This window comes from Endozoicomonas acroporae, assembly GCF_002864045.1.
Taxonomy (GTDB): domain Bacteria; phylum Pseudomonadota; class Gammaproteobacteria; order Pseudomonadales; family Endozoicomonadaceae; genus Endozoicomonas; species Endozoicomonas acroporae.
Window position 1 is genome coordinate 20211 of record NZ_PJPV01000153.1, and the last position, 11198, is coordinate 31408.

At 49.0% G+C, this 11198-nt stretch carries 14 protein-coding genes; 8 read left to right on the forward strand and 6 right to left on the reverse strand.

What is annotated here, in order from left to right; genetic code table 11:
* Positions 1–39 precede the first annotated feature (39 nt).
* Positions 40–204, reverse strand: a complete 165-nt coding sequence (locus CX664_RS26615; protein ID WP_163370207.1) for a hypothetical protein — start codon at positions 202–204, stop codon at positions 40–42.
* Positions 205–520: 316 nt separating this feature from the next.
* On the opposite strand from CX664_RS26615, the gene CX664_RS20900 reads away from it, so the two are divergent.
* Together CX664_RS20900 and CX664_RS27140 are read left to right on the forward strand one after the other, a co-directional pair.
* Positions 521–820, forward strand: coding sequence for a 5'-3' exonuclease H3TH domain-containing protein (locus CX664_RS20900; RefSeq protein ID WP_163370206.1), 300 nt, complete (start codon positions 521–523; stop codon positions 818–820).
* A 178-nt stretch (positions 821–998) separates the two neighbouring features.
* The gene (locus tag CX664_RS27140) at positions 999–1748 is read left to right on the forward strand and encodes a hypothetical protein (protein WP_206679283.1); all 750 of its coding nucleotides are present in this window, start codon (positions 999–1001) and stop codon (positions 1746–1748) included.
* Between the two features lie 19 nt (positions 1749–1767).
* Here the strand turns inward: CX664_RS27140 and CX664_RS20910 are convergent, their stop codons facing one another.
* Both CX664_RS20910 and CX664_RS26620 read right to left on the reverse strand, forming a co-directional pair.
* Positions 1768–2064, reverse strand: coding sequence for a hypothetical protein (locus tag CX664_RS20910; protein WP_101748604.1), 297 nt, complete (start codon positions 2062–2064; stop codon positions 1768–1770).
* Positions 2065–2415: 351 nt separating this feature from the next.
* Positions 2416–2682: a hypothetical protein gene (locus CX664_RS26620; protein ID WP_163370204.1), complete on the reverse strand. Its 267-nt coding sequence runs from the start codon at positions 2680–2682 to the stop codon at positions 2416–2418.
* A 642-nt stretch (positions 2683–3324) separates the two neighbouring features.
* On the opposite strand from CX664_RS26620, the gene CX664_RS20920 reads away from it, so the two are divergent.
* From CX664_RS20920 to CX664_RS20930, 3 genes are all read left to right on the forward strand, one after another.
* Positions 3325–4008: a hypothetical protein gene (locus CX664_RS20920; protein ID WP_101748605.1), complete on the forward strand. Its 684-nt coding sequence runs from the start codon at positions 3325–3327 to the stop codon at positions 4006–4008.
* 166 nt (positions 4009–4174) lie between these two features.
* The gene (locus tag CX664_RS20925) at positions 4175–4387 is read left to right on the forward strand and encodes a hypothetical protein (RefSeq protein ID WP_146000188.1); all 213 of its coding nucleotides are present in this window, start codon (positions 4175–4177) and stop codon (positions 4385–4387) included.
* Between the two features lie 108 nt (positions 4388–4495).
* Positions 4496–5527, forward strand: coding sequence for a hypothetical protein (locus CX664_RS20930; RefSeq protein ID WP_101748607.1), 1032 nt, complete (start codon positions 4496–4498; stop codon positions 5525–5527).
* A gap of 141 nt (positions 5528–5668) precedes the next feature.
* Here CX664_RS20930 and purF read toward each other — a convergent pair whose 3' ends face one another.
* Positions 5669–7171 (reverse strand): amidophosphoribosyltransferase, encoded by a 1503-nt coding sequence (purF, locus tag CX664_RS20935; protein WP_101748608.1) that lies wholly within the window; start codon positions 7169–7171, stop codon positions 5669–5671.
* A gap of 239 nt (positions 7172–7410) precedes the next feature.
* Here purF and CX664_RS20940 point away from each other — a divergent pair, with 239 nt between their 5' ends.
* Positions 7411–7782 carry a type II toxin-antitoxin system Phd/YefM family antitoxin gene (locus CX664_RS20940; protein WP_101748609.1) on the forward strand — a complete coding sequence of 124 codons (372 nt, stop codon included), beginning with the start codon at positions 7411–7413 and terminating at the stop codon, positions 7780–7782.
* Positions 7779–8177, forward strand: coding sequence for a type II toxin-antitoxin system VapC family toxin (locus tag CX664_RS20945; RefSeq protein ID WP_101748610.1), 399 nt, complete (start codon positions 7779–7781; stop codon positions 8175–8177). The genes CX664_RS20940 and CX664_RS20945 overlap by 4 nt, the downstream gene beginning before the upstream one ends.
* On the opposite strand, the gene CX664_RS20950 is transcribed toward CX664_RS20945, so the two are convergent.
* The gene (locus tag CX664_RS20950; RefSeq protein ID WP_101748611.1) at positions 8174–8668 is read right to left on the reverse strand and encodes a CvpA family protein; all 495 of its coding nucleotides are present in this window, start codon (positions 8666–8668) and stop codon (positions 8174–8176) included. The genes CX664_RS20945 and CX664_RS20950 overlap by 4 nt on opposite strands.
* 334 nt (positions 8669–9002) lie before the next feature.
* On the opposite strand from CX664_RS20950, the gene CX664_RS20955 reads away from it, so the two are divergent.
* Positions 9003–9437: a DUF29 domain-containing protein gene (locus CX664_RS20955; protein WP_101748612.1), complete on the forward strand. Its 435-nt coding sequence runs from the start codon at positions 9003–9005 to the stop codon at positions 9435–9437.
* Between the two features lie 53 nt (positions 9438–9490).
* On the opposite strand, the gene CX664_RS20960 is transcribed toward CX664_RS20955, so the two are convergent.
* The gene (locus tag CX664_RS20960) at positions 9491–10972 is read right to left on the reverse strand and encodes a mannose-1-phosphate guanylyltransferase/mannose-6-phosphate isomerase (protein WP_101748613.1); all 1482 of its coding nucleotides are present in this window, start codon (positions 10970–10972) and stop codon (positions 9491–9493) included.
* Positions 10973–11198: the final 226 nt, after the last annotated feature.

Consider the following 11198-nt stretch of genomic DNA (forward strand, 5'->3'; position numbering starts at 1 on the left):
CTCTATCCCTAACCCTGAAACCCTGGCTATCTTTTAATCTTATGAAGTATCAAGTTCCAGTTTCTGGGCTTTGGATCCATGCGCAATTGCTTTAAACAAAGCATCCCAACTATCAATCATCAAGGTAAGAAACAAACTGGTTATTTTTTTGCGCTGATCCAGAAGTGGCCCGGTTACCCACGCCAAATCAGCCGCACCGTGCATGGCAGCTTCCAGATGACGTTGAAATTCAGGCTTGTTGAAAGACCAGGAGCTTCTCATAACTGTAAAGAAAGGGATCACTTACCAGCTCGATGGCCTGTTGCTGTTTGTGTATGACATCCGGATTAACTGAGACGGTTGATTCCGAACTCAGTGCCTTTGCGCGCAAAGACATTGGCAGCAGATTCAAGATGTCTGTGAAATCGTCTGGAGCCAGGCTTTGTGAAAATGCAAAATCAGTTTGTGAATCGTTGTAAACGCAAAAGCATTTTATAGAATCCGCTAATACCCGTATGCCCTGGTTGCCAAAGCAACCGGCGTGCCAAATCCGGCAGGTTCGGTTTCAAGCCGAAAAATCAGAGGCAAACAGGGTGATGTTCCCGGTGTGGAAGTCGTAGGAAAGAAAGGCGCGACTGAGCTACTTAACCGGTTTGGCAGTTTGCATGAGATATTCGCGCCTGAAGTGGCAAATGGGGAAAAGGTGAAAGGTGCGCTGAAAAAGGTACTGGAGCAAAGAGAACAAGCCGAGCTATCGGTACGTTTGGCAACGTTACAGCATGATGTGGAGTTAGGGTTGAGCTTAAAAGACCTTCGATACCAGGAGACAACCCGGGTTTAGGCGACCACACCGGGTCCCGACGCTGTCACGAAGCCCGGAAAAACGAAATTTGAGAGACGAAGGGTTACCGGCAGTAACCGGTCATAATATCGCTTCTACATGAACTTTTTACCGATCTACAAGTCTGCTGATTTATAGCATGTCGCATCTACCAAAGTTTAAAGTCAGGAGTGTTATTATGGATCGAGCAGGTTCATGCATTGAGCTTCGGAGTTACCAACAGGCTCCACAAAACAATTCTGAATCGGGTGTGAGGCAGGATGATCGAAGTTGTGGGACCAGGGCGTTTAAATGGATTGTCCGTCACCCTTTTCTGACAGCAGTTGCAACCGTAGGGTTGCTTGGGGCCGTGTCTGCTGGCATTTATGGCTTAACGCTGTTGGGTGCAGCAGCGCCTGTGGCAACGGCATTGTCTGCCCGAAATGTAACCGCCAAAGAGCTGGCAACCAATACCTCGACCACCAAAACCCCGACAACCGAAGCCTCGACCACCGAAGCCTCGACCACCGAAGCCCCGACCACCGGAGCCCCGACCACCGGAGCCCCGACCACCGGAGCCCCGACCACCGGAGCCCCGATCTTTGGATCAGAAGATGAGAAAGACTTGAACTCCCTTTGCAAGGCTCCCAACTGCGCTTTTTATGCAAAAAGCGCTGAATGCACAGAAAATCGCCGGGTTAGACCGATATGTTGTTACACATTCAACCCATATTGGGCGAGCTGGAATAACGGAGAAACCGTCGATTGGAATTACCCTACCGTTACACATTTGAAATGCGCCTCATCATCATCACAATGTACCAATAATTCTTCATTAGCCATTGGCGCAGAGCGTGTTTACAAAAATGGTAGTGGATTTACCTATAATTCAGTAGATGAACTTTGCCAATCCAAAGGATGGGGTAAAGCTATTTACAGAATCCCCTGATACCCGTACGCCCTGATTGTCAGGGCAACCACCGTGCCGAATCCGGCAAGTTCGTTTTCCAGACAAAACATAGGTAAAAATTATCATCCCCAACTTCGATTTTTCCACACGCCCTTGGCGAGGCTGCCCCCTTCGAAACCGCTAAAAGTGAAAAGAAAAAAGACAGGCCCGTGCTGGAGGCCACCATCACTGTACTCACGTCAAAAGACGAAAAGCCCGCTGGCTGCAGCAAGTGGCCGATGCCCGACTCAGCATCTTTTTTATATAAAACACTGGATTTGTATTTTGCTCTGTAAGGGTATTTTTTTATAGCCATTGAGCCTAATGGTTCTGCGGGCTTTCATGATTTTCACTACTTAGATGAAGGATTACCAACAGTAAACGGCCATATGTCGCTTCTACGTGAACTTTTTACTGGTCCACGGATCTACAAATATGCGTGATGCCAGCTACCAAAGTTTTAAATCAGGAACGTTATTATGGATCGAGCAAGTTGTTCAAATATTGAGTTTCATAATTACGCACAAGCTCCACAAAACGATACTGAATCGGGTGTAAAGCAGGATGGTCGAAATTGTGGGACCAGGGCGTTTAAATGGATTGTCAGTCACCCTTTTCTGGCAGCAGCTGCAACCATAGGGTTGCTTGGGGCTGCGTCTGCTGGCATTTATGGCTTAACCCTGTTGGGTGCAGCAGCACCTGTTGCAACGGCGTTGTCTTCCCGAAATGTAACCACCGAAACCCTGGCCACCAATATCTCAACCACCAATATCTCAACCACCAATATCTCAACCACCAATATCTCAACCACCAAAGCCCCGACCACCGAAGCCCTGACCACCAAAGCCCCGATCTTTAGATCAGAAGATGAGAAATTCTTGAACTCCCGTTGCAAGGCTCCCTGCGCTTTTAATGCAAAAAGCGCTGAATGCACAGGAAATCCCCAGGTTAACCCGGCATGTTGTCTAGGATCCCTCAACTCCTCATATTGGATGAGTCGGCCAAACGGAGAACCCGTCAATTGCAGAACAAAATCACAAGCATGTACCAATAAATCTTTTTTATTGAGTGGTGGTAACAGTGTCTTTCATTCAATGAAGGACTTTTGTCAATCCAAAGGGTGGGGTAAAGCTATTTACAGAATCCCCTAACACCCGTATGCCTTGGTTGCCAGCCGAAAAATCAGAGGCAAACATTAACACCCCCATGTCGATGTGCTGCAAAGGGCAGTGCATCAGCGAAAAGAAAAAAGACAGGCCGTGCTGGAGGCCACCACTGTTGCTGTGCGCAGGTCAAAAGACGAAAAGCCCGCTGGCTGCAGCAAGTGGCCGATGCTCGACTCAGCATCTTTTTATGTTCGGCAAATAGCTCCGCCATTCACTTGACAAATCGAATTTTTATCCTCAGTTTTCTGTCGTCCTCGCTACGGGCGCTTTTCTTGGACAGCCTCTTGCTGGATGAAGGATTACCAACAGTACCCGGCCAAATGCCGCTTCTACATGAACTTTTTACTGAACCACGGATCTACAAATGCACATGACGCCATCTACCAAATTTTTAAATCAGGAGTGTTATTATGGATCCAGCAAGTTGTTCAAATTTCGAGCTTCATAATTACGCACAAGCTCCACAAAACGATACTGAATCGGGTGTAAGGCAGGATGATCGAAGTTGTGGGACCAGGGCGTTTAAATGGATTGTCCGTCACCCTTTTCTGACAGCAGTTGCAACCATAGGGTTGCTTGGGGCCGCGTCTGCTGGCATTTATGGCTTAACCCTGTTGGGTGCAGCAGCACCTGTTGCAACAGCGTTGTCTTCCCGAAATGTAACCGCCAAAGCCCTGGCCACCAATGCCTCGACCACTGAAGCCCCGACCACTGAAGCCTCGACCACTGAAGCCCCGACCACTGAAGCCCCGACCTTTTTTAGATCATATGATGAGGAAAAATTGAACGCCCTCTGCAGGAGGCACGACTGCACTTATTATGCAATAAACGCTACATGTTCAGAAAATCACCGGATTAAAACGATATGTTGTGACGCACCCACCCCATATTGGAAGAGCGGGTTTCGCGGACGAGACTACATTATCAGTAATGGTAAGATTACACCTCTTAGCTGCGACAATGGTAAATCAGAACTATGTACCAATCATTCTCCAATGTTCTATAGCTACACTAATATTTTACATAGACTTGATTCAACTGATCGTTATTGTCAACACGGTGGTTGGGGTAACGCCATTTATAGAATCCGCTAATACCCGTATGCCCTGGTTGCCAAGGCAGCCAGTGTGCCGAATCCGGCGGGTTCGGTTTCCAGCCGAAAAATCAGAGGCAAACATTAACATCCTCATGTCGATAAGCTGTAAAGAACATTGCATCACCGAAGAGAAAAAGCCTGAAGCGTAGCGTAAGCCGATGCCGATGGTCTTTCGCCAGAAGCTGGTTGAATTCAATAATGCTTTCCGCCAAATGGGACGAGTGACGATTTGTCGTAACGGCATAGAAGAAGACGACGTGATTGGTGCCATTACCCACAAGGCCAATGCCGCCAGTGTCAAAACGGTGATTCTGTCAACGAATAAGGCTTACCGGCAGCGGCTGCATTCAGGTCAAATGGGTAAGTCGAGGGATTAACGACATTAACCGGCCAAAAGGTCGCTCCTGCGTGAACTTTTTACTGATTCACCGATCTACAATAGGGCATGACGCCCTCTACCAAGTCTTAAAGTCAGGAGCATTATTATGGATCGAGCAGGTTATTCAAATCTTATTGAGCTTAAGAATTATGGACAGGTTCCACAAAGCGATGCCGAATCGGGTGTGAGTCAGGATAAACGAAGTTATGGAACCAGGGCGATTAAATGGGTTGCCAATCACCCTTTTCTGGCAGCAGCTACAGCCATTGGGTTGCTTGGGGCCACTTCAGGTGGCATTTATGCCTTAACCCTTTTAGGTGCAGCAGCTCCTGTTGCAACGGCGTTGTCTGCCCGAAATGTAACCCTTCCAGGTGCAGTAGTTCCTGATGTAACGGCGTTGTCTGGCCAAAATAAAACTTACAACACCACGACCACCAAAGTACCGACTACCAGACTAACGTCTACAGAAGAACCGACTACCGAAGAACCGACCTGTACAGCAGTATGCGTTACATGTACAGGAAATGATAAGGTTAATCCGTTATGTTGTAATGAACTTCACCCACTACGCCGAGTGCGTGTCGCAACTTGGAAAAGCAATCCAGACGGAGTAGTTCCCGCTGATCGTTCTATAACGTGCTATCAAAATTCATCACAATGCACCAATAAATCTGGTTTAATCACACTACCAAATGACAAAGATTCTTTAGTCGTATATCACAATTCGATGGATGCTTTTTGTCAAGACAAAAAGTGGGGCAGCGCTAGTTATACAGTTGCAGCAGCGCCTGTTACAACGGCGTTGTCTGGTCGACATACAACCAACAAAAGACCGATCTCCAATACCACGAACACCGAAGCCCTGACCACCAAAACCCCGACAACCGAAGACTCGACCACCAAAGACTCAACCATCGAAGCCTCGACCACCAAAACCCCGACCACCAAAACCCCGACCACCGAAGACTCGACCACCAAAGACTCGAACACCGAAGCCCTGACCACCAAAACCCCGACAACCAAAGACTCGACCACCAAAGACTCAACCACCGAAGCCTCGACCAACAAAACCCCGACAACCGAAGACTCGAACACCAAAACCCTGACCACCGAATCCCCAACCTCTAGACCGGGTTAATCCGATATGTTGTAACTCGAACAACAACCCATATTGGACGAGCTGGCCAAATGGAGAAACCGCCAGTGGCGGTTTTCGTTTGACATGCGATCCCTTCAGATCACCAGCATGTACCAATAAATCTCCATTAAGCAAAACAAGTCAAAGATCCCCTTCGTTATGAAGATCAATAATATCACTCTCAGCCTGACGACTATCATCATTCCGGCTGGAAGCCAGCTGCTCCAGATAATGAGCATCAATATTACCGGCTACATAACAACCATCAAACACGGAGCAATCGAAATCGTCAATGGCCTGGTTAAGAGAAGAAACCGCTTTCTTAAGATCATCCAGATCCTGAAAAATCAGTTTATCGGCACCGATCTGTTCACAAACCTCCTGATCCGTACGACCATGGGCAATCAGCTCTTCCCGGGTTGGCATATCAATGCCGTATACATTGGGATAACGAATGGCAGGAGCCGCTGAACAGAAATACACCTTTTTGGCCCCGGCATCCCTGGCCATCTCAATAATCTGCTCACAGGTGGTACCACGGACAATGGAGTCATCCACCAGCAGCACATTCTTACCGGCAAACTCCTGATGAATGGCATTCAGCTTCTGGCGCACAGATTTCTTGCGAATGGCCTGACCGGGCATGATAAAGGTCCGGCCAATATAACGATTCTTAACAAAACCTTCCCGATAAGGCAGACCCAGGCGGGTTGCCATCTCCAGGGCAGAGTTTCGGCTGGTATCCGGAATGGGCATCACCACATCAATATCATGATCCGGCCATTCCCGGAGGATTTTATTGGCCAGCGTCTGCCCCATACGCAGACGGGACTGATAGACAAAAATACCATCCAGGCTGGAATCCGGGCGGGCCAGATACACGTACTCGAACATGCAGGGAGTGAGTTTACCGGGCACACACTGGAAAGTATGGAGCTGACGCTGCTCATCAATATAAATGGCTTCTCCCGGAGCAACATCACCCACCAGCTCAAAGTCCAGGGCATCAAGGGCCACCGATTCTGACGCCAGCATATACTCAGCACCGTTCTCAGTCTCCCGCTTACCATAGACCAGCGGCCGAATGCCATGGGGATCCCGGAAACCGACCATGCCATGACCATTAATCAGGGCCACCACAGCAAAGCCACCTTCACAGCGCTGGTAAACACCGGTTACTGCGTTGAAAATATCTTCTGCCAGCGGTTTATGCTTACCCTCTTTGGCCAGTTCATGGGCAAAAACATTCAGCAGGATTTCAGAGTCGGAGTGGGTATTAATGTGGCGGAGGTCACTTTCAAACAACGACTGTTTGATATCATCCGCATTGGTCAGGTTGCCGTTATGGGCTAAAGCGATGCCATAAGGCGAGTTAACATAAAATGGCTGGGCCTCTGCTGAACTGGAAGTACCCGCCGTCGGGTATCGAACATGCCCAAGGCCGGAGCAGCCATTAAGCCGCTTCATATGACGGGTACGAAAGACATCCTTCACCAGCCCGTTATCTTTACGCAGGAAAAAGCGACCTTCATCAAGAGTCACCATCCCCGCAGCGTCCTGCCCCCTGTGTTGCAGCACAGTCAGCGCATCGAACAACAGCTGGTTAACATTCACCGTTGCCGAAATACCGACAATTCCACACATGCACTCATCCTCAGGATTGATCAGCTAATATCGTTATCGGAACTAATGATTAAAATTGCCTGTTCAATCACTTTAAACCCGTTTATCCCTGATAACGGAGAGCCTGAGATAATACGCTAAATCAGTGGATTACGAAAACCACAACTTTCCTTAAGACCAGCAAACTGCTAAAAAGTTTTTGCACAATACAGAACAAGTGACTATGGTTAATCTAGTTTAATTAGCTAGAAAGTCCCACCATGACAAAAGATTCAAACCAGATAACCGTTGGTATGCATGAAGCAAAAACCAGGCTCTCGGAATTAGTGCGCCTGGCTCTGGAAGAAAATGCCGACATTATCATTACCCAGCGTAAAAAACCGGTCATGCGGCTGGTGCCATATACAACAGCCGCAGATAACAGGGGGCATGGGTTATTAAAGGGGAAGGTAGCTTACGATAAGAGCATTACCGATACGTCTGCCGAGGTGAATGACAGCTCTTATTCAGGAATCTCAGAGCCATGCCACAGGGCATCAAAAACACCCATGGAAACCCTGCAGGGATCGGTGCTTCTCTATGATGACCCAACCGCCCCCGTTGCCGATGAAGACTGGGAGGCCAACCATTGATCGTCCTTGATACCCATATCCTGATCTGGTGGCTGTCCGGCTGCCATAAACTCAGTACAGCCGCACGTAATGCCATTGAACAGGAACAGAAAAACAACGGTTGCCTGATAATATCCACCATCACCAGCTGGGAGATCGCCATGCTGGTCGACAGAGGTCGTCTGAATCTGACCATGGATCTGGATTCCTGGCTGGGATTCGCGCAGCAGGTGGATTCACTGCATTTCGAACCCTTAAGCAACAAAGTGGCCATTGAATCCACCCGCTTACCTGGCCAGTTCCATAAAGACCCGGCAGACCGGATTATTGTCGCGCTATCCAGATCATTAGCCGCACCACTGGTAACTGCCGATGAGAAGATACTGACTTATTCTCATGTAAAAACCATCAGTTAGCTTTGCATCAACGGCCCCATAACATCAACCACTGTCTGCTTGGACCAGTCAGCCAGCAGCATAAAATGGGGTAAAAGCACCGACTGCTGCCAGGCCTGATCCTGCTCCAGGGGAGCCAGCGTCAGCAGGCCAACGAGAATCGTCACCAGTAAACAGCCTCGCAAACCACCAAACGCCATACCCAGAATACGGTCAGTACCCGACAACCCCGTCACCTGAACCAGTTCAGCAATAATACGATTAACCAGCGCACCGACCATCAGCGTTGCCACAAACAGCAAGGCACAGGACGCCATTACCCGAACGGATGGAGTGGCTATGTAATCAGTCAATCGCTCTGACAGGGCACCACCAAACGACCAGGCAACAAAAATAGCGGCCAGCCAGGTCAACAGGGAGAGAACCTCTTTAAAAAAACCGCGCTTTAAACTGATAAGCGCGGAGATGATAACAATACCGGCGATCAGCCAGTCGATCCAGGTGAAAGTCAATACCTAACTCCTTAACAAACAATGGAACCATGCTATGCTGGAAGCTGTCTAAATATTCGATAACTCTGTGGCTGATCAATAATACAGCAAACACTCTCTTTAACGACAGTAAGATAGCGCAGCAGCTAGTACATGGTTTCAATGAGTTTGACGTGTACAATCTCCGTTCACCCTGAGCGAAGTCGAATCTCCGTTCACCCTGAGCGGAGTCGAAGGGTGCTTGGCACGATCTATCAGAGTCCGGCGTTTCCGCCCTTCGACTGGCCCTCAGGATGAACAGGGTGTACGGGTATTAACGCTTTTCTGCACTGACTGAAATAATGGAGCCCACCCCATGAAGGATTTATACCAGACAGACTTTTACAGCTGGACTCAGCAACAGGCAGAACTGATACGCAGTGGCCGGATAGCCGAACTGGATCTTCATAACATTCTTGAGGAAATCGAGGGCATGGGCCGAAGTGACTACCGGGCACTGCAATCCCGTCTGACAGTACTGCTGATGCACCTGCTGAAATGGCAATACCAACCAGACAAACGACTCACCGGCCATAGCTTGGAAAGCACCATCAAAGAACAGAGAAAACAGATACGTCGACTGTTCAGGGCTAACCCCGGCCTGAAGTCAAAAATTCCTGAAATGTTGCCTCTCGCCTACGGAGATGCAGTGGAAGATGCTCATGATGAAACCGGGATACCAGCCTCATCATTTCCGAACCCGTGCCCATGGCAGTTTGAAGAGGTGATCGATGCCGATTTCAAACCCTGACCACCATTAAGGACAATGACTAAGCTGAGAGTTACTCATGCCCTGAAATCACCTCAAACTCTTCCATAGGTATCCTCAAAACGCTCAATATCATCTTCACCAAGATACCCGCCACTTTGAACTTCGATCAATTCAAGGTCAAACTTCCCCGGGTTCTCCAGCCGATGCACCGCTCCAATAGGAATATAAGTGGACTGATTTTCGGTTAACAAAACCTCTTTCCCATCAATTTCCACCAGTGCTGTGCCCTTCACCACAATCCAGTGTTCAGCACGATGATAATGCTTCTGCAACGACAACCTGGCACCAGGTTTGACCATAATGCGCTTGACCTGAAAACGCTCACCCATATCAATGGCATCATAAGCTCCCCAGGGCCGATAGACCTTCCGGTGCAGATTCACCTCAGGTCGTCCTGCGGCTTTGAGCGACTCGACTACCTTCTTGACATCCTGCACCTGATCTTTATGTGCAACCAGAATGGCATCGTCGCTTTCTACCACAACAAGATCATTGACCCCAACCGTGGCAATCAGCTTTTTCTCACTGCGTACATAGCTATTGGTAGTATCCTGTAGAAGGACATCCCCCTGAACCGAGTTCCCCAGCTCATCCTGCTCAGAAATATCAGCAAGAGAAGACCAGGAACCAACATCAGACCATCCCGCATCCAACGGAACAACAACGGCATCCGTCGTTTTTTCCATCACTGCATAGTCGATAGAGTCATCCGGGCATGCCCTGAAGGCTTCTTCATCCAGTCGGATAAAATCGAGGTCAGGGTTCTGAACCCTCATCGCTTTTTCACAGGCTTCCAGAATATCTGGGCGGAACCGCTTCAGCTCTTCAAGATAGCGGGCAGCCTTAAACAGAAACATGCCGGAGTTCCAGTAATAATCGCCAGCAGCCAGATAGCCCTGAGCAGTCTCCAGATCCGGTTTCTCAACAAACTGTGCTACAGAGTAGGTAGTTGTGATTGATGAGGGGTCAGGTTCAGTTGTTTTGTCAGCTGCCCCCTCCTCTTCACAGTTATCAATTAACTGTTCACCCACCTTGATATAACCGTACCCCGTTTCCGGATGGGTAGGCACAATACCAAACGTCACCAGCTTACCAGCCATTGTTGCTGGCAATGCCGCCTCAACTGCCCGATGAAAAGCCTTTTCATCCTGAATCACATGGTCCGCCGCCAGCACCAACAAAACCGGCTCTTCTTTGTGATCTGCCTGGTTCAACGCTTTTAAAGCCGCCAACGCAACGGCAGGTGCCGTATTCCTGCCCACCGGCTCCAGAATAATCGCCTCGGCACTACGCCCCATCTGACGAAGCTGTTCCGCCACCAGAAAACGATGATCCTCATTGGCAATCACCACTGGCGCCCCCACAGCATACAAGCCACTCAGCCGGGCCACCGTGTTCTGAAGCATGGTCTGTTTATTGACCAGTGGCAGAAACTGCTTCGGGTGCAAAGCTCTGGACTGAGGCCAGAGGCGGCTGCCAGAGCCGCCAGACATGATTACGGGTATTAAGTTCATAGATGTTTTTTTTGGGGGGGTGAGTTGTGGATTATGGGCTGGAAGTTAAGTAGCTGGCCATATGGAATCATATATTTCTGGCTACTTGGGCAGGTGCTATGCGAGGCACAACGGAGGGAGCATAGCCGTAGCTATGTGACCGGAGTTGTAACGAAGCACGACTGCATGGATGCAGGAGCTAGAGCAACGCAGGAGCAGTTGCCGGGAGTGCCTGAACAAGGAGTCA

Excerpts from the sequence above, each read along its gene's own strand:
- CX664_RS26615 (WP_163370207.1), bottom strand. The coding sequence starts at position 204 with ATGCACGGTGCGGCTGATTTGGCGTGGGTAACCGGGCCACTTCTGGAT.
- CX664_RS27140 (WP_206679283.1), top strand. The coding sequence starts at position 999 with ATGGATCGAGCAGGTTCATGCATTGAGCTTCGGAGTTACCAACAGGCT.
- CX664_RS20910 (WP_101748604.1), bottom strand. The coding sequence starts at position 2,064 with ATGGCTATAAAAAAATACCCTTACAGAGCAAAATACAAATCCAGTGTT.
- CX664_RS20920 (WP_101748605.1), top strand. The coding sequence starts at position 3,325 with ATGGATCCAGCAAGTTGTTCAAATTTCGAGCTTCATAATTACGCACAA.
- CX664_RS20925 (WP_146000188.1), top strand. The coding sequence starts at position 4,175 with ATGGTCTTTCGCCAGAAGCTGGTTGAATTCAATAATGCTTTCCGCCAA.
- CX664_RS20930 (WP_101748607.1), top strand. The coding sequence starts at position 4,496 with ATGGATCGAGCAGGTTATTCAAATCTTATTGAGCTTAAGAATTATGGA.
- purF (WP_101748608.1), bottom strand. The coding sequence starts at position 7,171 with ATGTGTGGAATTGTCGGTATTTCGGCAACGGTGAATGTTAACCAGCTG.
- CX664_RS20940 (WP_101748609.1), top strand. The coding sequence starts at position 7,411 with ATGACAAAAGATTCAAACCAGATAACCGTTGGTATGCATGAAGCAAAA.
- CX664_RS20955 (WP_101748612.1), top strand. The coding sequence starts at position 9,003 with ATGAAGGATTTATACCAGACAGACTTTTACAGCTGGACTCAGCAACAG.
- CX664_RS20960 (WP_101748613.1), bottom strand. The coding sequence starts at position 10,972 with ATGAACTTAATACCCGTAATCATGTCTGGCGGCTCTGGCAGCCGCCTC.